At 66.9% G+C, this 23,698-nt stretch carries 25 protein-coding genes; 11 read left to right on the top strand and 14 right to left on the bottom strand.

The window, feature by feature from the left end:
• Window positions 1-20: 20 nt before the first annotated feature.
• Entirely contained in the window at window positions 21-935 is a 915-nt protein-coding gene (locus tag CKJ85_RS08770) for a LysR family transcriptional regulator (protein WP_095535988.1), read from the top strand.
• A gap of 37 nt (window positions 936-972) precedes the next feature.
• On the opposite strand, the gene CKJ85_RS08765 is transcribed toward CKJ85_RS08770, so the two are convergent.
• Genes CKJ85_RS08765 through serS form a run of 3 tightly spaced genes read right to left on the bottom strand, consistent with a single transcriptional unit; the run spans window position 973 to window position 3,918 of the window.
• Complete coding sequence (locus CKJ85_RS08765) at window positions 973-1,800, bottom strand: HAD family hydrolase (RefSeq protein WP_095554091.1); 828 nt, start codon at window positions 1,798-1,800, stop codon at window positions 973-975.
• Between the two features lie 4 nt (window positions 1,801-1,804).
• Entirely contained in the window at window positions 1,805-2,665 is an 861-nt protein-coding gene (locus CKJ85_RS08760; RefSeq protein WP_095535986.1) for a 1-acyl-sn-glycerol-3-phosphate acyltransferase, read from the bottom strand.
• On the bottom strand, window positions 2,665-3,918 hold the full coding sequence (serS, locus tag CKJ85_RS08755; protein WP_095554110.1) for a serine--tRNA ligase: 1,254 nt from the start codon (window positions 3,916-3,918) through the stop codon (window positions 2,665-2,667). Before serS ends, CKJ85_RS08760 begins: the two co-directional genes overlap by 1 nt.
• A gap of 133 nt (window positions 3,919-4,051) precedes the next feature.
• On the opposite strand from serS, the gene CKJ85_RS08750 reads away from it, so the two are divergent.
• Genes CKJ85_RS08750 through CKJ85_RS08740 form a run of 3 tightly spaced genes read left to right on the top strand, consistent with a single transcriptional unit; the run spans window position 4,052 to window position 6,225 of the window.
• Window positions 4,052-4,795, top strand: coding sequence for a GntR family transcriptional regulator (locus CKJ85_RS08750; RefSeq protein ID WP_095535985.1), 744 nt, complete (start codon window positions 4,052-4,054; stop codon window positions 4,793-4,795).
• A gap of 3 nt (window positions 4,796-4,798) precedes the next feature.
• Entirely contained in the window at window positions 4,799-5,878 is a 1,080-nt protein-coding gene (locus CKJ85_RS08745; protein WP_095554090.1) for a septum formation family protein, read from the top strand.
• The gene (locus tag CKJ85_RS08740) at window positions 5,878-6,225 is read left to right on the top strand and encodes a metallopeptidase family protein (RefSeq protein ID WP_095278888.1); all 348 of its coding nucleotides are present in this window, start codon (window positions 5,878-5,880) and stop codon (window positions 6,223-6,225) included. The genes CKJ85_RS08745 and CKJ85_RS08740 overlap by 1 nt, the downstream gene beginning before the upstream one ends.
• Here the strand turns inward: CKJ85_RS08740 and pheA are convergent.
• A complete protein-coding gene (gene pheA, locus CKJ85_RS08735; protein WP_095537443.1) occupies window positions 6,222-7,145 on the bottom strand; it encodes a prephenate dehydratase in 924 nt (307 codons plus the stop codon). The two genes, CKJ85_RS08740 and pheA, sit on opposite strands and share 4 nt — an antisense overlap.
• 17 nt (window positions 7,146-7,162) lie before the next feature.
• On the opposite strand from pheA, the gene CKJ85_RS08730 reads away from it, so the two are divergent.
• From CKJ85_RS08730 to CKJ85_RS08710, 5 genes are all read left to right on the top strand, one after another.
• Window positions 7,163-7,909, top strand: a complete 747-nt coding sequence (locus CKJ85_RS08730; protein WP_095554089.1) for a CPBP family intramembrane glutamic endopeptidase — start codon at window positions 7,163-7,165, stop codon at window positions 7,907-7,909.
• A 105-nt stretch (window positions 7,910-8,014) separates the two neighbouring features.
• Complete coding sequence (locus CKJ85_RS08725) at window positions 8,015-8,263, top strand: AbrB/MazE/SpoVT family DNA-binding domain-containing protein (protein WP_095554088.1); 249 nt, start codon at window positions 8,015-8,017, stop codon at window positions 8,261-8,263.
• Window positions 8,260-9,189, top strand: coding sequence for an ABC transporter ATP-binding protein (locus CKJ85_RS08720; protein WP_095554087.1), 930 nt, complete (start codon window positions 8,260-8,262; stop codon window positions 9,187-9,189). Before CKJ85_RS08725 ends, CKJ85_RS08720 begins: the two co-directional genes overlap by 4 nt.
• The gene (locus CKJ85_RS08715) at window positions 9,186-9,938 is read left to right on the top strand and encodes an ABC transporter permease (RefSeq protein WP_095554086.1); all 753 of its coding nucleotides are present in this window, start codon (window positions 9,186-9,188) and stop codon (window positions 9,936-9,938) included. The genes CKJ85_RS08720 and CKJ85_RS08715 overlap by 4 nt, the downstream gene beginning before the upstream one ends.
• On the top strand, window positions 9,935-10,924 hold the full coding sequence (locus tag CKJ85_RS08710) for an IS481 family transposase (protein ID WP_095554085.1): 990 nt from the start codon (window positions 9,935-9,937) through the stop codon (window positions 10,922-10,924). The genes CKJ85_RS08715 and CKJ85_RS08710 overlap by 4 nt, the downstream gene beginning before the upstream one ends.
• Window positions 10,925-11,118: 194 nt before the next feature.
• On the opposite strand, the gene CKJ85_RS08705 is transcribed toward CKJ85_RS08710, so the two are convergent.
• Together CKJ85_RS08705 and CKJ85_RS08700 are read right to left on the bottom strand one after the other, a co-directional pair.
• Window positions 11,119-12,252: an MFS transporter gene (locus tag CKJ85_RS08705; protein WP_233127025.1), complete on the bottom strand. Its 1,134-nt coding sequence runs from the start codon at window positions 12,250-12,252 to the stop codon at window positions 11,119-11,121.
• Window positions 12,252-12,578 (bottom strand): helix-turn-helix transcriptional regulator, encoded by a 327-nt coding sequence (locus CKJ85_RS08700; protein ID WP_095278884.1) that lies wholly within the window; start codon window positions 12,576-12,578, stop codon window positions 12,252-12,254. Before CKJ85_RS08700 ends, CKJ85_RS08705 begins: the two co-directional genes overlap by 1 nt.
• Window positions 12,579-12,763: 185 nt before the next feature.
• Between CKJ85_RS08700 and CKJ85_RS08695 the strand changes: the two genes are divergently transcribed.
• Window positions 12,764-13,993: an LCP family protein gene (locus tag CKJ85_RS08695; RefSeq protein WP_095535981.1), complete on the top strand. Its 1,230-nt coding sequence runs from the start codon at window positions 12,764-12,766 to the stop codon at window positions 13,991-13,993.
• Window positions 13,994-14,056: 63 nt separating this feature from the next.
• Here CKJ85_RS08695 and CKJ85_RS08690 read toward each other — a convergent pair whose 3' ends face one another.
• From CKJ85_RS08690 to CKJ85_RS08660, 7 genes are all read right to left on the bottom strand, one after another.
• Window positions 14,057-15,187, bottom strand: a complete 1,131-nt coding sequence (locus CKJ85_RS08690; protein WP_095535980.1) for an ABC transporter ATP-binding protein — start codon at window positions 15,185-15,187, stop codon at window positions 14,057-14,059.
• A 40-nt stretch (window positions 15,188-15,227) separates the two neighbouring features.
• Window positions 15,228-16,532 carry an ABC transporter substrate-binding protein gene (locus tag CKJ85_RS08685; protein WP_095535979.1) on the bottom strand — a complete coding sequence of 435 codons (1,305 nt, stop codon included), beginning with the start codon at window positions 16,530-16,532 and terminating at the stop codon, window positions 15,228-15,230.
• 69 nt (window positions 16,533-16,601) lie between these two features.
• Entirely contained in the window at window positions 16,602-17,564 is a 963-nt protein-coding gene (locus CKJ85_RS08680) for a carbohydrate ABC transporter permease (protein ID WP_095535978.1), read from the bottom strand.
• The gene (locus CKJ85_RS08675) at window positions 17,565-18,530 is read right to left on the bottom strand and encodes a carbohydrate ABC transporter permease (RefSeq protein WP_095278879.1); all 966 of its coding nucleotides are present in this window, start codon (window positions 18,528-18,530) and stop codon (window positions 17,565-17,567) included.
• Between the two features lie 133 nt (window positions 18,531-18,663).
• Entirely contained in the window at window positions 18,664-19,569 is a 906-nt protein-coding gene (locus tag CKJ85_RS08670; RefSeq protein WP_095554084.1) for a DUF5926 family protein, read from the bottom strand.
• 24 nt (window positions 19,570-19,593) lie between these two features.
• Window positions 19,594-20,334, bottom strand: coding sequence for a glycerophosphodiester phosphodiesterase family protein (locus tag CKJ85_RS08665; RefSeq protein ID WP_095554083.1), 741 nt, complete (start codon window positions 20,332-20,334; stop codon window positions 19,594-19,596).
• 9 nt (window positions 20,335-20,343) lie between these two features.
• Complete coding sequence (locus tag CKJ85_RS08660) at window positions 20,344-21,108, bottom strand: glycerophosphodiester phosphodiesterase family protein (RefSeq protein ID WP_233127012.1); 765 nt, start codon at window positions 21,106-21,108, stop codon at window positions 20,344-20,346.
• A gap of 65 nt (window positions 21,109-21,173) precedes the next feature.
• Here CKJ85_RS08660 and CKJ85_RS08655 point away from each other — a divergent pair, with 65 nt between their 5' ends.
• Entirely contained in the window at window positions 21,174-23,060 is a 1,887-nt protein-coding gene (locus tag CKJ85_RS08655; protein WP_095547948.1) for an alpha/beta-hydrolase family protein, read from the top strand.
• Here the strand turns inward: CKJ85_RS08655 and msrA are convergent.
• Window positions 23,057-23,698, bottom strand: coding sequence for a peptide-methionine (S)-S-oxide reductase MsrA (gene msrA, locus CKJ85_RS08650; RefSeq protein WP_095546266.1), 642 nt, complete (start codon window positions 23,696-23,698; stop codon window positions 23,057-23,059). The genes CKJ85_RS08655 and msrA overlap by 4 nt on opposite strands.

Genomic DNA, 23,698 nt, shown 5'->3' with positions numbered 1-23,698 from the left:
ACATTGTTCTCATCCAAACAATGACCTACAATCATGGTTTAGTGGAACTCCAACAGCTCAGGTACGTCGTGGCGATCGCCGAGGAGCGCAACTTCACGCGAGCAGCAGAACGCTGCTTCGTCGTGCAATCAGCACTGAGCCACCAGATCAAGGCCCTCGAACAGGAACTCGGCACGGCACTGTTCGTGCGCTCATCCCGTCGGGTGGAGCTGACCGCCGCCGGCGAAGCCTTCCTCATGGAAGCACGCGCCAGCCTCGCAGCCGCCGACCGTGCCGTGGCGGTCGCTGCCGAGGCCGTGGGCCAGGTCCGCGGAAGCCTATCGGTAGGTGTCATCCCGACGGTCACAGCCGTCAGCGTGCCCGACATCATCGCGGCCTTCCACGCCAGCCATCCCCACGTGGACCTCACCGTGCGGGGCGGGGGAAGCAATGAGTTCATGCGCGACCTCGGCAGCGGGAGACTCGACGTGGCCTTTCTCGGCGTGGACGCCGACGTCGCCCCAGCGTCCGGACTCACCGCGCACGAGATCGCCCGAGGGCGTCTCGTCGCCGTCATGGCGTCACAACACCGGCTAGCGCACACGGGCACCCTGGCCCTGGCTGACTTGGTCGACGAGACGTTCATCGACTTCCCGGCCGGTTCACCAGGCAGACTCCAAGGCGATCGGGCATTCGCTGCCGCAGGCCTTCAGCGCCGCGTGGGCTTCGAGGCGATGTCGACCGAGTTCATGCTCGCCCTCGTCGAACGTGGGTTGGGCGTCTGCCTGCTGCCCGTCGAATGTGTGCCGGCTAACCCAGCGCTGCGAGCAGTTCCCGTGGCCGATGGCCCCTGCCGGGCCGAGTACGTCGCGTGGGGCTCTTTCAATCCGAGCCCCGCGTCTCGGGCGTTCATCGAACAGGTCAAGGAATCAATCGCCCTGCACATGGTCGGCTGATGCCGGTCCCATCGATCAACGTCTCCGGTCCGTACAGCTAGAACCAGTGTTCCAGCACCTGCGCCACCCCATCTTCGGAGTTGGTGGCGGTGGTGTAGTCGGCGGCGTCGAGAAGCACGGGCGCGGCGTTGCCCATCGCCACGCCCATCCCGGCCCAGGCGAGCAGCTCGAGGTCGTTGGGCATGTCGCCGAACGCGATGACCTGGGAGGCGTCGATGCCGTAGCTGGCGGCGAGCACGGACGCGCCGGTCGCCTTGTTCACGCCCGGGTGGGACAGCTCGATGAGGCCCTCGTCCATGGCATAGGTCAGGTGCGCGTCCTCCGGCTCGATGGTGGGCGCGACCAGGTCGAACAGTTCCGCGGAGCGCAGCTGCGGGCAGCGCACGAGCAGCTTGGCGGCGGGCTCGGCGACGATTTCCGCGGCGGTGCCGATGCCAAAGTTGCTGTCCCAGGCGTCCCGGTTGTACTCGGGGGTGATGAGGAAGCAGTCCTCCTCCGGGTCGAGCGCGCTCTGGCCGACGCGCTCCACGCCGAAGCCGTGCTGCAGGCCGTGTGGGCCGAGCGCCTTGCCGACGGCGTCGACGACGCGCTGCATCGTCTCCGGCGCGAGCTCGAAGGAGCGCACCACGGTGTCTTTCACCGGGTCGTAGACCACAGCGCCGTTCGCGCACACGCAGGTCGGCGCGATGGGCAGCTGATCCAGCACCGGCATGAGCCAGCGGTGAGGGCGCCCCGTGGCCAGGGCGAACTTGGCCCCCGAACGCACCGCGCGGACCACCGTGTCGCGCAGCCTCGGGGTCACCCGGCCGGTGGGGGTGATGAAGGTGCCGTCGATGTCGCTGATGATGAGCTTGGGGGCGTGCATGAGTTTAGGTGCCTTTCTTGGCTTGCTTCGCGGCCTTTTTCGCCTTGCGTTCCGCGCGTTCGCGCTCGTACATCTCCGCCGCCTGCTCCAGCGTGGGCGCGCCGCCGCCGAGGGAGGCGGGCACCCACTTGTCGCCGGGCGCGAACGGGCCGAACTCCGCGTCGTACTCAGCGCGGGACTGCTCGAGCATGCGCTGCATCGCCTGTTTGAGCCGCGCCGTGTCGGCCTCGGCGTCGTCGGTGACCTCGACCGGTGCGCCGTAGCGCACGATCACGCCGACGCCGCGGAACTTTTTGGGCAAATCTTTGGTCCAGATGCGGTGCGAGCCCCAGATCACGCACGGGATCAGCGGCGCGTCCGCCTGCGCGGCGATGCGTGCCGCGCCCGTCTTGAAGTCCGCGAGCTCAAAGGAGCGCGAGATCGTGCCCTCCGGGAAGATGCCGACCAGGTCGCCGTCGCGGAGGCCGCGCACGGCGGCGTCGACAGCCGAGCCCCCGTTGTCCCGGTCCACCGGCACGTGCTTCATGGTGCGCAGCAGCGTCCCCAGCACGGGGATGTCAAACACGCCCTGCTTCGCCATGTACCGCAGCAGGCGCCCGCCCTGCAGGAGCGGGCCGGTGCCGGTGAGCATGAAGTCGTAGTAGCCGGTGTGGTTGGCAGCGATGATCGCGCCACCGCGCTCCGGGACGTGCTCCGCCCCCACCACGCGCACGCGCATGCGCTGCAGGCGCATCAGGCGATTGAACATGCGCACGGTGAACGGGTAGAGCCGCTCCTTCGACTCCACCGGGTGCTTCGCCGGGGCCCGGTAGTCCGCCGGGACGGTGAACCCGCGCAGCGTCTTCCACTGCGGTGCGGTGCCCATTAGGCCTCGAGCACTTCCTTGCCCACCCACGGCTGCAGCGCGGCGGGCACGCGGACGGAGCCGTCGGCCTGCTGGTTGTTCTCCAAGATGGCCACCAGCCAGCGGGTCGTGGCCAGGGTGCCGTTCAGCGTCGCGGCGATCTGGGTCTTGCCGTTCTCGTCGCGGTAGCGGATGTTCAAGCGGCGGGCCTGGAAGGTGGTGCAGTTGGAGGTGGAGGTCAGCTCACGGTAGGTGTGCTGCGACGGCACCCACGCCTCGGTGTCAAACTTGCGGGCCGCGGAGGAACCGAGGTCGCCCGCGGCGACGTCGATGACGCGGTAAGGCACCTCCACGTCGGCGAGCATCTCGCGCTCCAGACCGAGCAGCTTCTGGTGCATGTCCTCTGCCTCTTCCGGCTTGCAGTAGACAAACATTTCGAGTTTGTCGAACTGGTGGACGCGCAGGATGCCCTTCGTGTCCTTGCCGTAGGAGCCGGCCTCGCGGCGGAAGCATGAGGACCAGCCGGCGTAGAGCAGCGGGCCGTCGGAAAGATCGATGATCTCGTCCTGGTGCAGGCCGACCAGCGCCACCTCGGAGGTGCCCACCAGGTAGAGGTCATCGCGCTCGAGGTAGTAGATCTCCTCGTCGTGCTCGTCCAGGAAGCCGGTACCCGCCATGATCTCGGGGCGCACCAGCACCGGCGGGACAACGACCTTGAAGCCGGCCTCGCGCGCCTTCTTCGCGGCGTGCATGAGCATGCCCAGCTGCATCCAGGCGCCGTCGCCGACCAGGTAGTAGAAGCGGGCGCCGCCGATCTTGGTGCCGCGCTTCATGTCAATCGCGCCGAGCGCCTCGCCCAGGTCCAGGTGGTCCTTGACCTCAAAGTCGAACTCCGGGACCTCACCGACGTGCTCGAGCACGACGAAGTCTTCCTCACCGCCGGCGGGCGCGCCCTGGATGGGGTTCGGGATCTTGAACTGCAGCGCCTTGACCTTGGCCTCTGCCTCCTCCTGCTCGGCCTCGGCGGCCTTCACGCGCGCCTTGAGCTCGTTCGAACCCTCCAGCAGTGCGGGGCGGTCCTCCGGCGCCGCCTGCCCAATCTTCTTGCCAAACGCCTTCTGCTCACCGCGCAGCTCGTCCGCCGCCTGGATCGCGGCGCGGCGCTGCTCGTCGGCGGCAATCAGCTGGTCAACCAGCGCCGGGTCCTCACCGCGGGCGGTCTGGGATTGGCGTACAACGTCCGGATTTTCGCGCAGGAATTTCAGATCAATCACAAGCACTCACTCTACCTTGTCGCCGCCCCACCGCAGCCGGGAATGGGGCGTGGCGTTGCGCACCGAGCTTAGCGACGCACACCACATCCCATTTCACCCCAGCTGGTCATAACCAGCGCGGTATGGTGGAGGTATGATCACCAACGGCCCGGTCCCCAAACACGCCCAGCTGCGGGCGCTGTTGGAGCGGCGCTGCGCCGAGGAACTCGCTCCCGGGGACCTGCTGCCCGGCGAGCGGGCGCTGGAGGAGGAGTACGGCGTTTCGCGCATCACGGTACGGCGCGCGATCGGGGACCTCGTCGCGGACGGGAAGCTGCGGCGGGTGCGCGGCAAGGGCACGTTCGTGGCGCCGTCGCCGCTGGTAAGCCGCATGCACCTGGCGAGCTTTTCGGAGGAGATGCGTGAGCAGCGGGTGGACGCGGCGTCGATAATCTTGCACTCTGGCCTCGCCACTCCCCCGCTCGACGCGGCCGAGTTCTTTGGCACCGCGCCGGAGACCCCGCACATCCAGCTGCGCCGGCTGCGGCTTGGCGACGGCCAGCCCTACGCCGTGGACGACGCCTGGTACAACGCGGCGCTCGTCCCGGATCTACTCGAGCACGACGTGGAGCAATCCGTCTACTCGCTACTCCGTACCCGCTACGGGCTGCCCATCACCGAGGCGGAGCAGACCGTCACCGCAGCGAGCGCCACGGCCGCCAACGCGAAGGCGCTGGAGGTGCAAACCGGGACCGCACTGCTGCGCATCGTGCGGCGGGCCGGAAGCGGCGCGCGACCGGTGGAATACTGCACCTCGTGCTACCGCTCGGACCGCTACTGGCTGACCACCCGCGTCGGCCAGGACGCCGACTGCGGCGAGCAGTTGCCTAGTATGTAAGGCATGGTTTCGACTTCCAACGCCACCCGCGCGTTCCTCATCGCCGCGCTCGCCGGCTCGGTGGGCATGGGTTCCTACGCCATGACCACCGACGCGAACGCCCCAGGCGGGGGCGCGAACGGCGAGCAGGGACAACCCCAGGCGCAGACCAGCGAGCACGGCGCGCCGCCAACGCCGTTTACCACCGCTGACCAGGGCGCTTGCCTGACCTGGAACGTGGCCGAGGACGGCAGCGTCACCGGCTTTGAACAGACCGACTGCGCCGTCGAGCACCGCTTCGAGGTGGCCTCGCGCCAAGACCTGGCCATCTACCCCACCTCCGAGTTTGGGCAGGACGCACCCATGCCCAACCCGACGCGCCAGGCGCAGCTGCGCGAGGAGCTGTGCGGCGCGTCCACCCTGCGCTACCTGGAGGGCAAATACGACCCGAACGGCCGCTACTCCATCGCGCCGATCCTCCCGCCGGCCGCGGCCTGGGAGGCGGGCGACCGCACCATGCTGTGCGGCCTGCAGGAGACCAACCGCGCCGGCGAGCAGCTGCTCACCACGGGTCGCGTCGCCGAAGAGGACCAGGCGCGCACCTTCGCGCCCGGCGAGTGCGTGGCCATCGACGGCGCGAACAACGCCACAGTGGTCGACTGCGGCCAGCCGCACCAGATGGAGATCACCAGCAAGGTCGACCTCGCCCCGATCTTCCCCGACGGCACGCCGACCGTGGAGGACCAGGACAAGTACCTCGGCGACGCCTGCACCGAGGCCGCCCACACCTACCTGGGCAGCGAGGAGAACCTGTACCAGATCTCGCTGCAGCCGTTTTGGACCACGCAGCAGCCCGCCTCGTGGGAGGGCGGCTCGCACAGCGTAAACTGCGCGCTCGTCTTCTCCTCGCCCAACGGCGGGTTCTCCGAGCTCACGGGCTCGGCAACCGGAGGCCGGGAGGCATTGCTTATCGACGGCACCCCGCCGCCGGAGCGACCCCAGCGCCGCCCGCTGCGCGAGAACCAGACGCCGGCCGCCTCCTCCGCCCCGGCCTCGCCTGCCCCAGAAGCCGCCCCGGAGGCTGCCCCGGAGACTGTGCAGTAATGGTCGAGGTCAGCGACGAGGAGTTCGAGGCGATGATCGACGACGCCCTGGACACCATCCCCGACGAGTTTGCCCGCCGGATGACCAACGTGGTCATCCTTGCGCGCGAGTTCAACGAGGACCAGCCCGAGATCCTGGGCCTGTTCGAAGGCGTGCCGCTGCCGGAGCAGCACGCCAACCACACCGGCTACCTGCCCGACGCGGTGTTCATTTACAAGCAGCCGCTCCAGGCGATGTGCCACTCCGTGGAGGAGCTGCGCCACGAGGTGGACGTGACCGTCAAGCACGAGGTGGGCCACTACTTCGGCATGGAGGAGCACGAGCTCCACGCCCTCGGCTGGGGCTAGCGGGCGCGCTCCTGCTGCCCGAGTGTCCCAGCGCGGGCCGCGTCGACCCACTCCGCAGCCGCCGCGATGCGCGCGTCGCGCACCGGGTGCGGCCCGCCGGCGCAGCGCGGCCACGACCCGAGGAACCGGATCCGCGAGGAGCGCAGGTACACCCCGCGCAGCGCCTCCGCCACCGGCGCGTCATCGATGTGGCCGACGAGGTCGGCGAAGAAGTTGTACGTGTTCGGTTCCTCGCGGGTCGGGCGGGACTCGATGCGCGAGAGGTCCACGCCGCGGTAGGCGAACTCCTGCAGGATGCCCACCAAGCTGCCGGGCTCGTTGGGCGTTTGGAAGACGATGGAGGTGCGGTCGTTGCCTGTGCGCGCGGGCGGGGCCGCCACCGGGCCCGCGAGGACGAAGCGGGTGCGCGCCGCCTCCAGGTCCGCCACGTTGCGGGCGTGAACCTCAAGCCCGAAGAGCTCGGCGGCGCGCTCCGGGGCGGCGGCGACGTCGGCCGCTCCCTCGGCGACCTGCTGCGCGGCGGCCGCGTTCGAGGTCGCGGCCTGGAAGGTGGCGCCCGGCGCGTGCTCGCCCATCCACCGTTTCACCTGCTGGTAGGCGACGGGGTGGGTGGCGAAGCGGGTGGCGCTCGCAAGCGATTGCCCCTTGCGAGTCATGATGGCAAACGCGATCTCCAGCTCGGTTTCGGCGAAGATCTGCACGCCCGGGGTGGCCAGGAGCGCGTCCGAGGTGGTGGTCACGGCTCCGTCGACCGAGTTCTCGATGGCCACCACCGCGCGGTCGGCCCGCCCCTCGGCCACCGCGGCGAGCGCCTCCGCCGACGAGTCCACGGCCACGAGCTCCGGTGCGGGCAGCGCGAAGGCGTGCACAGCCTGCTCAGTAAACGTGCCGGCAGGTCCCAGGTACGCGATACGGGTCATGGGCTTAAAGTTATCGCATGCGCCGCCGCCTCATCACCGAAATTATTCTCGTGCTCGCAGTCACCTTCGGCATGAGCGGGCTTCGCTCCGGGCTCAAGCTTATCGACGCCTACCTCACCGCCCCCTTAAACGAGCAGTCCACCACGCTGGTGCAGCAGGCTTCGAGTATTGGCTGGTTGGACCTGGCCATGCAGGTCGCCTCCGCGGGCACGCTGTTCGCGTGGGGAGGGCTGGCCTGGTACCTTCTTGGCGCCCAGTGGCGCTGGCCGAAATGGCGCGACTGGGCGCACGCGGCCGGGTTGGCCGCGCTCATCGGGCTGCCGGGCCTGGCGTTCTACGTCGGCGCGGTGCACCTCGGCCTGTCCAAGGTGGTGGTGCCCGCCACGGAGGCGGTGCAGATCCCCACCTCGCTGCTGTGGGCGCTGGCCAACGGCTTTGGCGAGGAGGTCGTGGTGGTGGCCTACCTGGTGACCCGGCTGCGGGCCCTGGGGTGGGCACCCTGGCAGGCGGTCGCGGCGTCTGCGCTGCTGCGCGGCTCCTACCACCTCTACCAGGGCGTTTCGGCGGGCGCGGGCAATATTGTGATGGGCGTGGTCTTCGCGGGCTACTTCCTGTGGCGGAGCAGGCGGAGCCACTCTGCGGCCGCAGAGTGGCGCACACCCGAGATCGGCGCCGTGTGGCCGCTGGTGCTCGCGCACTTCCTCATCGACGCCGTCGCCTTTGTGGCCTACCCGCTGATAGACCTCTCTTGGCTGGGCATCTAGATGTACTGACCGGACACGTTGATCGACTACATGCCGTGAGGTCACTTCCCGGTTGGTGCCACTTGTTATACTTGTTATACTTGTGACACCAACCAGGAGGTCAACATGGACATGGATCAAACGCCCCCACCGGGCAAGTACGCCGCGACGGTCAAGGTCGGCCCCAAGGGACAGGTCGTCATCCCCAAGGGCGCGCGGGAGCTCTTCGATATTCACCCGGGCGACACCCTGCTCCTTCTCGCTGACGCGAACCAAGGGATCGCTTTGATGCGCCAGGAGGCGCTCGATCAGATCGTCATGCAGGCGATGCCTGGCCATCAGGCCCCCGTGGACTCCGAGGGTGATGAGGGATGAAGAATGTCGTGAGCTGTGCGGCTGTCAGCCGCAACTTCGGCAGCTTCACTGCCCTCGAAGACGTCTCCTTCGAGGTCCGTGAAGGAGAGATCTTCGGGGTCGTGGGCCCGAATGGTGCTGGTAAGACGACCCTGTTGAACTGCCTGGAAGGACTGGACCGCCCCTCGTCTGGGCACGTCGAGGTGCTCGGCTGCGACCCCATCAAGGACCAGCACTCGTTGGCTCAGCAAATTGGGGTCCAGCTGCAAAGCGCGGCCCTGCCACCTCGCCTCACTGTGCAGGACGCCCTCGAGCTCTACTCCGCCCTCTACGAGCGTCCGCGGCCTTGGCGCGAACTGCTGAAGGATCTGGGGATCAAGGACAAGGCCAACGCCCGCGTTGACAGGCTCTCGGGTGGGGAGCGTCAACGAGTGTTCGTCGCCCTCGCCTTGATCAACCGTCCCCAGCTCGCTTTCTTGGACGAGCTCACCACCGCTCTCGATCCTCAGTCACGTCGAAACATGTGGGACACCGTCGAGCACGTCCGCGATAGCGGTGCAACGGTCGTTCTCACAACCCACTACATGGAGGAGGCCGAACGGCTATGCGACCGTGTAGCCATCATCGACCACGGCCGGTTGGTTGCTTTGGACACAGTGGCTTCCCTCATCCAGCAACACGCCGGCAAAACCACGGCGAAGCTCATCCTGTCGGCGTCGCCTAGCGCAGAGTTCGACCTCAACGGAGTTCCTGGCGTGACCAGCGCTCGAATAGAGGGACGGGAACTGACCATCCGCGGCGCTGCGGACGGGCTGCAAGGCGTCCTTGCTGCACTGGCGACACACCGCATCACCGTAACGAGCATGAGCACGACGACTCCCGGCCTTGAAGACGTCTTCCTGGCCCTCACCGGTCGACACATCACCACCGAGGAGCAGGCGGCATGAACGCATATCGAGCCCTTCTCAAAGCCCTATGGCGCTCCCAGCGCCGCGACCCTGTAGGCCTGTTCTTCTCTTTCGGTTTCGCGCCGGTTTTGGTGTTGGCCTTGGGTGTGATCTTCGGTAACGATCCGCGACCGGAGTTCGGTGGACGGGGATTCCTCGATGCGACCCTGCCCGCCTTCGCCTCTCTTGTTCTCGCCATGACCGGGGTCCTCCAGGTGCCCGTGGCGATGCTGACCCTTCGTGACACGGGCGCACTCCGACGCCTGAGTCTTACGCCGCTGCGTCGTTCCACCTTCATCGCAGCGAGCCTCACCGTGCACTTCGTCGTTGGTATTGCGGGCATGCTCACCGCTTTGGCGATTGGGATCGGGGTTTTCGGGGTGCCCATGCCTAGCCACGTCCCAGGTGTCCTGGCCGTGTGCCTCATCGGGCTCAGCACCTTCCTGGCAGTGGGTTGCGCGCTTGCGGCGCTCTATCCGTCCGCCAATGCCGCTACGGGCATAGGGAACGTGCTCATGATCCTGCTCATGTTCACATCCGGAGCCTTTACGCCATTGGCGGAGATGCCGTCGGCGATTCAGCAGATCGTTAAGTATTCACCCGTCCGTTGGTTCGTCGAAGCCGCTCAACACGCGTGGGACGGCGACCCACTAGCCGCCATGATCATGCCGGTGTTTCTTCTGTGCGTTGTACTCGCTGTCGCTGCTCTCGTTGGCCGGTGGCGCTTCCAGTGGGAGCCGGTCCGATGACGACGCACGCGAACGCCGCTCTCACACCTCGCCACCGACTCAAGGTCGCCCGCCTCGTCGTCGACGAAGGATGGCCGATCAGCGAGATCGCAGCCCGGTTCCAGGTGTCGTGGCCCACCGTGAAGCGTTGGGTCGACCGCTATCTGTCCGGCGAGTCCATGCAGGACAGGTCCTCGCGCCCGAAGAACTCACCGACCAAGACATCGCTCGCGGTCACGAAGCGCTGTATCAGCCTGCGAATGAGGCTGCGAGAAGGACCGGTTCAGCTCGCCGTGCGCGTCGGTGTCGCTCCATCGACCGTGCACCGCATCCTGCGCTCGGCTCGATTGAACCGACTTGCTTACCTCGACCGCGCCACTGGCGAGCTAGTTCGCCGGTACGAACACCGCTACCCTGGCTCCCTCATCCATGTAGACGTGAAGAAGTTCGGGAACATTCCCGATGGCGGTGGCTGGCGCTACGTGGGCCGCCGCCAAGGAGAGAAGAACCGTTCCGCCACCCCCGACAAGCCGAAGAACAAGTGGCGCGATCCCAAGCTCGGGTACGCCTTCATCCACACCGTGATCGACGATCACTCACGAGTGGCGTACTCCGAGGCCCACGACGACGAGACCGCCACCACTGCGGTCGCTGTGCTGCACCGTGCGGTCGAGTGGTTCACCGATCGTGGCGTCACTGTCGAACGAGTCTTATCAGACAATGGCGGTGCCTACCGCTCGCACCTGTGGCGCGGCACCTGCGAGGAGCTGTCCATCACCCCGAAGCGGACCCGCCCCTACCGGCCGCAAACCAACGGCAAGGTCGAACGCTTCCATCGCACAATGGCCGACGGATGGGCTTACGCTCGCTGCTACACCAGCGAGCAGGAGCGTCGCGACGCACTCGCTGACTGGCTCCACCACTACAACCACCACCGGCCGCACACGGCCTGCGACTACCAGCCGCCCATCTCCCGATTGACCAACGTCCCCGGTCAGTACATCTAGATATACTCGCCGTGCCGTAGTTCAACCATGAAAAGAATGGTGGTTTTTCCGGTGACTGATCATGGGCGGTGGCGTGTTCGGCAGTGAATTCCGCCTTTGGGCTCACCGTGCTAGTCGGCTCCGCTGGTTTTGCCACAGTCACACGTCCTCGCAATCCGCCAGGATGCAGGCCCTGGGCGTTAAAGCGCACGTGTCTACTCCTTGGAATTCATGCGCTGCCTAAAAAGCTGGCAAAGCAGTGCCATCCCGGCCACGGCAGCTGCAGAGCTACAGAGAACGGTAGGCGCCGCCTGTGCCGCTACGAGCAGTGAGCCAGCAGTCGCGCCCAGTGCCGATCCCAAGTAGTTAGCAGAGGCATTCGCGGCTACGGCAGTGGCGCCGTCAGCCGGGTTTGCCTGGAGAAGGATGTGCTGCTGGGGCGCAAGTGAGGCCCACCCGCACATTCCCCAAACAAATAGGCTCGCAACCAGAAGCCAGACGGTCTGCCCCTGCGTCATACCGAGCAACGCGCAGATGAGCCCCACGAGGATGGTCACACTGAGACGCAGCGGATTGCACCGATCCATGAGTCTGCCTATACCTAGCGCACCCACCGCGCCTCCAACGCCCCAAACCCAAATCGCAAGAGTCTGGTGTGTGGCGAGACTTCCCACGGACAGAATCACGGTCATATATGTATAGAGCCCCAGAGAAGCTACGCCAGTCAGCAATGTCACTGTCACCGTGAGCAAGTTCTTGGGGCGCGCGATCGATCGCAGCCGGTCGCCCGCACCCGACGCAGGTATTGCTGGCAGTTCTCCTCCCCGCACAGCGACTCCCACTAGTGATGCGCCACCGATAGCCACGATCAACAAAATGGCGGCTCGCCACCCCCAGCGATGTGCCAGCTCCAAGCCTATCGGGACACCGAACACGGTACCAACTGCCAAACCCGCAAGGACCAGGGCTAACGCGCGTCCCCGGCGTTCTTCTCCCACGAGTTCGGCGGCAACCGCGGACGATAAGGGCGAGTACACCCCCGCTGCCGCGCCAGCCACTATTCGGGTAACCAAGAACACCACGACGGTCGACGAGAGCGCTGTGGCTAAGTTCGCCACTGTAAAAACCAGAAGGGAAAGGATCAGGCTCCGTCGTGATCTCCGACCCGCACGCCCAGCCAGCAGGGGTCCTGCTACTGCATATGCGCCGGTGAAGGCCGCCACCCCCAGGCCCACGGTGGATTCGCGTGCATTCATGGACGAGGCAATAGCAGGAAGAAGACCGGCAACAACGTAGGCGTCTAGCCCGAGAGCAACACTGCCCACCACGAAGGGCCAAAGCCGCCCCATCAAGCTCGTCCCGCCTTCGTGCCGGCGTTGGCGATCACAGCCGCAAGCACGCCCGGGAACAACTGATCTAGATCCTCACTTCTCAGCCGAATGAGACACGCACGACCTTCACTCCGCGTCCATGTCACACCCGCATCGCGCAGCATGCGGGTGTGATAAGTCAGGGTCGACCGAGGAAGATCGTCTGCGAGCTCGAGACTATCGTGCTCACCCCCGTCCGCTAGGCGACGAATCATCTCCAGACGCGTGGGATCGCTCAGGGCTGCCAACACTCTAGCCAGTGTGATCTCATCGGTTTCTGGATGGTGGTATGTGCGAGGGGACATGAAACCTCCTTCTTTCGTGCAGTGATACCTGCATGATAATCGTGCAGCAATTGTTGCACAACTCTTCTTCGGTAGCTTCCGACCGCCCCGTCCAGGGCATCTAGTGGCGGATTTCCCGGCGAACTCCCAGCGCGCGGCGCTACGAAGCAGTAGGTCCCACGCGCCACAACCGTTACACTAAGTGCATGTCTTCGACGCCCCACTCCAACGACCCACGCGATCACCTGGGGGAGTTCGTGCTGGGCAAGGATGGAAAGCCCCTGGTAGACCGGTACGGTCGGCCAATCCGCAAGCGCAGCGCGCGCCAGGAGCCTCCCCGGCAGCCGGCGCCGCGCCAGGAATACGAGCCACGACGCGTCCCCGAATTCACCCGCGTGGAGCGCCCCCGACAGCAAGCACCGCGCCAGGAATACCAGCCCCGTCGCACCCCGCAGTACTCGCGCCCGGCGCCCGAGCCCGCCCGCGAGCCGGTGCCGTCGCAGGTGTCGCGGGGGCGTCGAAGGGGAACGAAGCGGCGTCGAAAAGCGAAGGCCCCAGGCTGCGGCGTCCTCTTCCTCGCGCTGATCGTGCTCGTGGTGGTGGGCACGCTGTTTACCGACGCCCGCCTCACCCGCATCCAGGCGCTCCCGCCCGAGCAGATTGCGAACACTTCGGGCACGAACTGGCTGCTCGTCGGCTCCGACTCCCGCCAGGGCCTGAGCGAGAAGGACGTGGAGCGCCTCGGCACGGGCGGCGACCTGGGCACAACCCGCACCGACACGATCATGCTGCTACACCTCCCGCTGCACGGGAAGCCGACGCTGGTGTCCATCCCGCGCGATTCCTACGTGGCCGTGCCGGGCTACGGCTACGACAAGATCAACGCCGCGTTCGCGTACGGCGGCGCCCCGCTGCTGGCGCAGACCGTCGAGGAGAGCACAGGCCTGCACATCGACCGCTACGCCGAAATCGGCATGGGCGGGCTGGCCAACGTGGTCGACGCCGTCGGCGGCGTGGAGATCTGCGTGCAGGAGCCGATCGACGACCCCCTGGCCAACATCTCCGTCCAGCCCGGTTGCCAGAAGATGGACGGCGCGACCAGCCTGGGCTACGTGCGCACCCGCGCCACCGCACAGGGCGACCTGGACCGCGTCATGCGGCAGCGCGACTTCCTCGGCGCGATGCTGGACAAGGTGACCTCGCCCGCCGTGTTCCTCAACCCCTTCCGCCTGGTCCCGCTGCTGTGGACGGTGCCGACGATGTTCTCGGTCGGCGAGGGCGACCACATCTGGAACCTGGCCCGCATCCCGCTGGCGATGCGCGGCGGCATCAACGCAGAGACGATCCCGCTCGGTGGTTTCCAGGACACCGACGTGGGCAACGTGTTGCTCTGGGACGAGGCCGCGGCGGAGGAGCTCTTCGCGTCCCTGCGGTAATCACATCAGCCCCGACCACGCCGAGGACGTGTTTTGGGGCGACGCCGCAAACTCCTACCGGCTCTACAGGTAGTCGTAGTTGATCTCGGTGTCCGGGGCGAAGAAGACGCAGCCGCCCTCCATCGGGCGCAGGTAGATCGTGTCGCCCTGATCCACGTTGATGCCGCGCGGCACCTTCACCGTGATGCGGTCGCCCCGCACGGCGATCACGTCGTCGGCTTTCTCCTCGCGGCTGCCGTAGACGTACAGCTCGGAGCCGAGGTGCTCCACGATGTCCACGCGCACCGGCAGGCCGTACTGCTCGCCCGGCTGGTTCACGCCGAGGATCTCCCAGTTCTCGGGGCGGATGCCCACGATCACGCGGTCGGACTGCACCTTGGCCATCTGCTCCGCCGGCATGTGGTAGTCCAGCGCGTGGTCCTTGCCGCCCGCGACGCGGTTGCCAACCACCGGCACGTTCTCAATCAGCGTCATCGCCGGGGAGCCGATGAAGGTGGCGACGAAGGTGTTGCCCGGGTTCTCGTACAGCGTGTTCGGGGCGTCGACCTGCTGGATGATGCCCTTCTTCAGCACGCAGACGCGGTCACCCATGGTCATCGCCTCGGTCTGGTCGTGCGTGACGTAGACCGTGGTGGTGTTCAGCTCCCGCTGCAGCTGCAGGATCTGGGCGCGAGTGGACACGCGCAGCTTCGCGTCCAGGTTGGACAGGGGCTCGTCCATGAGGAAGACCTTCGGCTGGCGCACGATCGCGCGGCCCATGGCCACGCGCTGGCGCTGGCCGCCGGACATGGCGGACGGCTTGCGGTCGATGAGGTCCTCGAGCTCGAGCATCTTCGCCGCGAAGTTCACGCGCTCCTCAATGGTCGCCTTGTCCACCTTGGCGTTCTGCAGGGCGAACGCCATGTTCTGGCGCGCAGTCATGTTGGGGTACAGCGCGTAGGACTGGAAGACCATGGCCACGTCTCGGTCGCGGGAGCGGGTCTCGGTGACGTCGGTGCCGTCGATAAGAATCTGCCCCTCGTCAACCGGCTCCAACCCGGCGAGCATGCGCAGCGTGGTGGACTTGCCGCAGCCCGACGGGCCTACAAGCACCAGGAACTCGCCGTCGGCGATCTCCAGGTTGAGGCGGCTGACCGCCGGCGGCTTCTGCGGATCGTAGATCCTGGAGGCCTGGCGGAATTCAACTGTGGCCATGATGTCCTTTCAGGTGGTGCGAAATGTGCAGGGTGCGGGCTTAGAGCTTCGGTGTGATGTCGCGGTCGATGACGCCCTGGGTCTCCTTCTGCAGGTCGGCGAAGGTCTGCTCCACGTCCTGGCCGCCGACGGTGATGCGGTCGAGCGCGCCGCCGATGCGCTGGCCGCCGCCCGAGACGAACACGCGGGCGTAGTCCTGCGGCTTGGTGTTCTCGTTCAGCTGCTTGATCGCGGTCTCCGCGTTCGGGTTCTCCTCCAGGAACTTCTTCTCCTCCGGATCCTCCAGGGCGTCCTTACGCACCGGCATGTAGCCAGTCTTCTGGGAGAACTTGATGGTGTTCTTGGTGTTGGTCATGAAGTCGATGAACTTCACCGCGTTGGCCTTGCGCTCATCGGAGATGCCGTTAGGCACGGCCAGGCCGGCACCGCCGGTTGCGGCGGACGGGCCAGGGCCCGGCAGGTAGGTGGTGATGAACGGGACGGTCGCGGTCTCCTTCAGGCCGCCGAGGGAGCCGGTGGATTCCAGCAGGCCGGAAGCCTTGCCCGAGCCGAACGCGACGGTCGGGTCGGTCGCGATCTCGATGTGGCCCTCCTTCACCTGATCCTGCAGGAACTTGCCCGCCTCGATGGACTCAGGGGAGGTGAAGTTCGGCTCCCACTCGTTGGAGTAGGACCCGCCGAATGCCCAGATCATGCCCTGGAAGTACCAGTCCAGGTAGTTGGAGCCGTCCGGCACGGTCACGGCCGGCTTGTTCAGCTTCTCCTTGATGGCGGTCGCCCACTCGTCGAACTCCTGCCAGGACTCCGGGCCGCGATCGGTCGGCAGGCCCGCAGCCTTGAGGTCGTCGGTGTTCCAGTACATCAGGTTGGTGGAGCGGGAGTACGGGACGCCGTAGTGCTTGTCGTTGTACTTGTAGTCCTCGCGCAGGGTGTCGACGTAGCTGTCGGCGTCGATGTCGTTCATCTCCCACAGCTCATCCAGCGGGGTGGTTGCCTCGTTGAGCGCGAAGTTGAACCAGGTGACGTCGGAGGCCACGAGGACGTCCGGCTGGTCGCCGCCGGCCAGCGACGCGTTGAAGCGCTGCGCCACCTCCTCATAGTTGGAGCCCGCGGTCACCAGCTCGACGTGCAGGTCCGGATTCTCCTGCTCAAACTCCTTGATCATTTCCTCTTCCAGGTCGCGGGAGGAACCCGGGTGGTTGGACCAGAAGGTGATGGTGTTGGCGTCGCCGGAGTCCTTGGAGCCGTTGGAGGCGGTGGTGGAGCCGCCCGCGCAGGCGGTCAGCGAGACGGTGGTGAGCAGTGCTGCGCCCAGGGCGGCGATGCGTTTGGTGTGACGGGACATGGTGTTTCTCCTTGATGTGTTGTTGGAAGTGTTGCGGTTGGTGGGGGTGACGGTGGCGTCGAGAAGCGCCTAGCCCTTCACCGCACCAGCGGTGAGGCCCTTGATCATCGGCTTCTGCAGGATGAGGAAGATGATGATCATGGGCAGGGTGGTCAGCACGGTGCCGGCCATCACCGGGGCCCAGTTGGTCACGCCCTCGGCGTCCTGCAGGCGGGTCAGGCCGACGGGCAGCGTGGCCGCCGCCGGGGTGTCCGTGATCAGGAACGGCCACAGGTACTGGTTCCACTCGTTGACCACGGTGATCAGGACGAACGCGGAAAGCGTCGGCCACGACATGGGCAGCACCACACGGAAGAGGGTGGTAAAGAAGCCCGCGCCGTCCATGCGTGCGGCCTCCAGGATCTCCGGCGGCAGCGACTGGAAGTGGTTGCGCATGAGGAACGCGCCGAAGGCGACGCCGGCCAGCGGGATGATCACACCGGCGTAGGTGTCGCGCCAGCCCAGCGAGGCCACCAGCGAGTAGTTGGAGATGATGGTGATCTGGTTGGGCACCATCAGCGAGGCGATGATGAGCAGGAACAGCAGGTTGCGGCCCGGGAAGCGCAGGAACGCGAAGGCGTAGGCCGACAACACGCCGAGGACCACCTCAATGATGGTGAGCACGAGCGTGATAATGACAGAGTTCTTCAGGTAGCTGGCAAAGCCGGAGGTCTGCCACACGTACGAATAGTTCTCCGCCTTGAACGGGTTGGGCCAAAACGAGATCGGGTCCGAGTAGACATCCTGGAACGACTTAAAGCTGGTGATGAAGATGAAGTACAGCGGCACCATGATCACCAGCACCGTCAGCACGAGCGCGATGTAGCCCAGCACCTTCACCGCCGGGTGCGAGTGGTCCATCGGCGCGCCCTTGCGCTTGCGCTGCGTTTCCGTGATCACCGGCTCCGCGTCGGACTGGGAGCCCGGCACCGGGGGCAGGTCGCCCCGGGGAGCGGAGTGCGTGACCGCCGGGATGGTCTGCTTCGTAGACATCTACTTCTCCATCCTTTCCTGCATCTTCACCTGGATGACCGTGATGATGAGGACCACGAGGAACATGATCGTGGCCACCGCGGCGCCGTAGCCGGCGCGGTTGTTCACAAACGTCTCCTGGTAGACCTGGAACACCATCGTGGAGGTGCCGTAGCCGAACGGACCGCCGCCGGTCATGGCGTTGATGATGTCGAAGACCTGGAAGGAGTTCAGCAGCACCGTGATGAGCAGGAAGAAGGTCGTGCCGCGCAACTGCGGCAGAACCACGCGGAAGAAGTGGCGCGCCGGCGAGGTGCCGTCGATCTCGGAGGCCTCGTCCAGGTCGCGGCGGCGCCCCTGCAGCGCGGCGAGATAGATGACAAAGACGTAGCCCACGTTCTTCCACACGTAAGTGACGGTGACCATGAACAGCGCCCAGTTCTGCTGTTGGTAGAAGTTGGGCACATCCACCCCGATCTTGGCCAGGAAGAACTGGATGAGGCCGTAGGAGGGATCGAAGACGAACTGGAAGGCCACGCCGATCGCCGCGCCGGCGATGACGTAAGGAGCGAAGACCATGGAGCGCACCGCGGCGCGGCCGAACAGCTTCTGGTCCAGCAGCAGCGCCAGCGCCAGCCCGATCACCATGGAGCCGGCGACGGCGAAGAAGGTGAACACGACGGTGTTAAACACCACGCGCCCGGTGTCCGGGGCCTGGAACCAGTCGAGGTAGTTCTGCAGGCCGACAAAGTGCATCGTCGGCGAGGAGATGTTCCAGTCGTAGAAGGAGATGCGGATGTTATCTACCAGTGGCCGGTAGGTAAACAGAATGAGGAGCAGCAGGTTCGGGCCGATGAGCAGCGCAGCCAGGCCGATCTGCCGCCAATCAATCTTCCGTTTGCGCGGGTTGCGCGCGTACTCCTCGGAAACCTCCGGGACTTCGGAGACCGCGGGAATCCGCGCGCGCGTCTGCGATGTGGGTTGCATGCGCAAGAACTTAGAGACCCCAGGTGAACATCCGGTTGACAGAAAGTTCTCCCTGAGAAAACTACTTGCAAACTTCAAGAGATCTGCAAGAGATGTACAAAAGCTCTGCGCGACAACTGTCTTTCAGCTGGGTTTAGATGGTCACCTGGCGCGACTTGATGTTGTCCAGCTGCTTGCGCTCGGCGGCGGTGAGCTGCGCGTCGTTGCCCAGCTCCGCCTCCAGCTTCGCGTTCAGATCCTTGAGCGCCTCCGCGTAGGACTCCGGAGCGACCTCCGGGTCCAGGTCCCACACCGGCACGACCACGCCGTGGGTGCGGAACGCGCCCGCGAACTTCGTGCCCTCGCCCAGCACCAGCTCACCCTTCGCGGCGATGCGCGCGAGCGCGTTGAGCACCTGCGACTCGTTGTCCTCCGTGCGGATCCAGCGGATGTGCGCCTTCCCGCCGCCCGGGTTGACCCACCACACGGCGCCCGGCACGCCCGCGTTGACCTCGGCGGACGGCCACACAGCGCCGTTCGCCTGGTTCATCGCCTGCCGCAGCTGCGCGGGGACGTCCTCGCCCTCGGCGAACCACCAGTTGAAGTCGTTGTGGACGGTGATCTCGGGGGTGAAGGTGGCGTCAATAAGCGCCTTGAGCTCCGGCTGGCTCCCGTCGGCGGCGGTGGACTGGAGCGTCTCGCCCGGCTTCGCCTCGAGCACCCAGCTCAGCGCGTACGCGAGGTCGCGGCCGGGGTTCTGCGAGTGCGCGCCGACCTGCAGGGCCACGAGCCGCTCGCCGCTCTCGCGCACCATTGCCGCGGCCGCGCCCGGCAGCACGGTGGCCACGGTGACGTCCTCGCCCTTGACCTGGAACTTCGCGCTTGCCGACGGCACGAACTCCTGCAGCGCGATCAGCTCGGCCTCAGCGGCGAGCCCGCCGAACGGGCGGGGATCCTTCTGCAGCGCCTCGCGCTCCTTCGCGCGCGCGGCCATCTTGGCCTGGCGGCGGCTCATGCCCTCGGGCAGGTCCTCTTGCTTCTTACGCTTCTTCTTAGCCATGCGGTCAAATCTACCGGAAGCGCGCTACTCGCCCGCGAACGTTTCCAGCGCGAGCTGCGGCAGGTCCGTGGCCATGAGGTCCACCCCGCGGGCGCGGCACCACTGCATCTCGCGCGGCAGGTTGACGGTCCACACGTAGGACGGCTGGTCGGCCGCGCCGAGCGCCTCCGGCTCCGCCTGCGCCTGGCGCACGGACGGACCTGGGCCCGTGGCCTGGCCGAAGTCCACCGGCAGCGGCTCGGTCGGGCTCATCAGGGCAAAGGAGCGCAGCTCAGGCAGCAGCTCGCGGAAGCGCTCGATGGCCTCCGGGTTGAAGGAGATGAGGTGCACCTGCTCGCCGGTGTCCATGCCGTGCGCGCGCACGACCCGCGCGACCTCCTCGTCCAGCTCGGCGCCGAACGGGGACGGGTGCTTCGTTTCAATGAGCAGGTGCTTTCCCGGGTACTGGGCGAGGAGGTCGAGCAGCTCGCTGAGCAGCATGATCTGCTGCGGGTCCTCCGGAGTGCCGAAGTTGAGCTGGCGGATCTCCTCCAGCGTCAGCTCCGCGACCTCGCCGGTGGCGCGCTCGCCGTCGGCGGTCATGGCGGTGCGGTCCACGGAGAGGTCGTGGATCACCACGGCCTGGCCGTCCTTCGTCATGTTCACGTCGCACTCGATGCCGTAGATGTCCAGCTTGAGCGCCTCCTCGAAGGCGCGGCGCGTGTTCTCCGGGTAGCAGCCGTTGAATCCGCGGTGCGCGACGATGCCGGGAATGTTGGAATCCATGGAGTCTCCTTAACTCGCAGGTGCCGGGGCGGGCACGCTCGTGGCGTCCGCGCGCGCGAACGTCTCCAGCGCCAGGTTGGGCAGGTCGGTGGCCAGGACGTCCACGTTGTGGTCACGGCACCACATCATCTGCCGCGGCGTGTTCACGGTCCACGTGTACGTCTTCAGCCCGCGCAGCCCGACCAGCTGCTGCCGCGCCTGCAGGTGCTGGATGGACGGGCCGACGCCGTACGGGCGCGACAGCATGGTGCCGCGCGGGTTCCACCGCTTCTCGCGCACGCGGAACAGGTAGTAGGTCTCCAGCTGCGGCGCCATGTGCGTGAAGTAGCGCACCGCCTTGTGGGAGAAGGAGATGATGTGGATGCGCTCGCTGTGCAGCAGCCCCGCGTAGGTGAGCACGCGCAGCGTCTGCTCGTCCACCTCGGGCCCGTAGAGGGTGGGGTGCTTCGTCTCGATGTAGAGGTGCTTGTCCGGGTAGTCCTGCATGAGCTCCAGCAGCTCCTCCAGCAGCATGATCTGCTGCGGGTCCTCGTCGGTGCCGCAGTTCAGCTCGCGCAGCTGCGCGTAGTCCATGCAGTCGACGCGCCCGCGCCCGTTCGTGGTGCGCGAAACGTTCGCGTCGTGGAAGACGACGAGCTTGCCGTCGCGCGAGAGGCGCACGTCGCACTCGATGCCGTGGATGGGGAGCTTCAGCGCTTCCTCAAACGCTCGCCTGGTCAGCTCGGGGTACATGCCGGAAAATCCGCGGTGCGCAACAATGTTCGTCTGCCTCACAGTGCCCAAACCTACAACGGGTTGCGCCCCCGCGCGACCGGAGAAACTTTGTCATAATGCTGGGCATGGGCACACCCAAGCTTATCGACGCCACCGCGCCCCTTTCCCGCCTCACCGCCGGTATCGACTCGGCGCGTCGGGCCGTGCGGCGCGCCCGCGGCCGGTACAGCTTCGACCGCCACGGCGTGCTGGCCGCCCCGCTCGCCGCCGTGGAAATCCTCGCGGACCTCTCCCCCATCGTCCGCCTGCAGGGCCTGCGCCGCCTGCCCAACAACTTCCGCTCCGGGGTGATCGGCGCGGAGATCGCCTCGTGGGGCGCGGTCGCGCCCTCGCTGCTGCCCCGCCGCTGGTGGACCACCGCCGCGAACGTGGCGATCTGCCAGGCCGTCGGGCACATGATCGGCTCGGGCGTGGGCAGCGTCGCGCGCGCCTGCGGGACGAGCGGGCCGCGGGGGCGTCACGCCAACCCGGCGCGCATTGTGATGAGCTCGATGACGATGGCGGCCTACGGGGCGTCGTTAAGCGTGCATGCCCGGCAGGAGCGGCTGGTGGAGAACCCGCGCCCGGTGCGGGCGGCCGACACGGTGGCCGGCCTGGCGGTGGGCACGCTGGGGTACGGCGCGACGCTGCTGCTTGGCGAGGCCCTGCAGACCTCCGTCGACCGCATCAACGCCGTCTTCGGCCGCCGTCTCCCGCCCGTGACCTCGTGGCCGCTGGCAATTCTCGCGGTGGGCGCGGGCGCCTACCTGTTCACGGATCGCCTGGTGGTGCGCAACTTCCTCTCCAACGTGTACAAGGAGGCGGAAGAGCTTAACCGGCAGTTCCTCCCGGGCGCCGCGCAGCCGCGCGAGCCGGAGCGCACGGGCTCGCCCGCGTCCGGCGAGGCGTGGCGCAGGATGGGCCGCCAGGGCCGCGCGGTGGTCGCGGGCGGGCCGCGCAAGCGCGACATCGGTCTGGTCCTGGGCGAATCCCCCGACAAGGTCAAGGAGCCGATCCGCATCTTCATCGCGCTTCGCGACGGCAACCGCAGCCGCTCCTACGAAGAGATGGCCGCCGCCGCCCTGCGCGAGATGGACCGCACCGACGCCTGGTCGCGCCGCCACATCGCGGTCCTCTCCGCCGCCGGCACCGGCTGGATCAATGACTTCCACACCTCCGGCTTCGAGTTCGTCGCGCGCGGCGACTGCGCCATCGTGGCCATGCAGTACTCCTACGTCCCGTCGCTCTACTCCTACATGGCGGACCGCGAATCCGCCGTCCAGTCCTCCCGCATCCTCATCAATGCGATCTCCGAGCGCATTTCGCTTCTCGACGCCCACCGCCAGCCCAAGCTCTACGTCGGCGGAGAGTCCCTCGGCGCTTACGGCGTCGCCGACGCCTTCCACGCACCCGAGGAGCTGCTCGCCCGCACCTCCGGCGGCGTGTTCACGGGGGCGCCGGCGTTCTGCGCCGCCCACGCGGCGCTGACGCGACGGCGCGAAGAGGGCAGCCCACAGCGCCTCCCCGTCGTGGACGGCGGCCGCCACTTCCGCTTCATCTCCCACCCCGACCACCTGGACCACGACTATGCGGGCAACGAGTACGACGCCCCGTGGGAGTTCCCCCGCGCCGTCTTCGCCCAACACGCCTCGGACCCCATCGTGTGGTGGGACTGGAGCCTGCTGTGGCGGGCCCCCGACTGGCTCAAGGAGCCCGGATCGCGCGGGGTCCCCGCCCCCGCCGCCCAGCACTTAGACGTGCTGGACACGCTGCGCTGGTGGCCGTTTGTCACCTTCTGGCAGGTGGGTATCGACCAGATCAACTCCAAGGACTTCGCCGCCCCGCACGGGCACAACTACCACGCCGAGACCGTCGCGGCGTGGAACAAGGTGCTCGACGGCGGGCTCACCAACGCCGAGCTGGAGCGCATCAACCGGTGGATTGCGGCGGACGCGACGAAGCTGCGCGCTTAGATCCCGCAGGCGACGCCCGTGGAGTGGTGCGGGCAGTAGCCGTTGGGCACCTTGTGCAGGTACTGCTGGTGCTGTTCCTCCGCCAGGTAGTAGTCCACGTCCGCGCGGACCTCGGTGGTCATGTCCCCGTAGCCGGCCTCCTTGAGCTGGCGGCCGTACTCGTCGCACCACTGCCGGATCTGTTCCGCTTCCTCTTCCGTGTCCGGGTAGAAGGCGGAGCGGTACTGGGTGCCGTGGTCGTTGCCCTGGCGGTAGCCCTGCGTGGGGTCGTGCGCCTCGAGCGCGGTGCGCACCAGGTCCTTCAGGCTGATCGTTTCCGGGTCGTAGACCACCTCGACGGTCTCCGCGTGGTTGGTCCTGCCGCCGCACACCTCGGCGTAGGTGGGGTTGGGGGTCTGCCCGCCGGCGTAGCCCGCGGAGGTGGACTCCACCCCGTCGAGCTCCCAGAACATCTTCTCCACGCCCCAGAAGCAGCCAATGGCGATGCGCAAGCGGCGCTGCTCCGGCTTCCACGGCCCGGTAATCGGGGTGCCCAGCACGGCGTGCGGCTGGGGGTTTGGCAGCAGCGGCTCCGCGCGGCCGGGCAGCGTCTGGTCGTCCGGAACGAGCTCAGGTGTCAGTGCAAAAAGGAATCCCAT

The sequence above is a fragment of the Corynebacterium sp. NML 150383 genome (genome assembly GCF_002285085.1).
GTDB classification, from domain to species: Bacteria; Actinomycetota; Actinomycetes; order Mycobacteriales; family Mycobacteriaceae; genus Corynebacterium; species Corynebacterium gottingense.
This window is presented reverse-complemented; position numbering and strand designations above follow the sequence as displayed.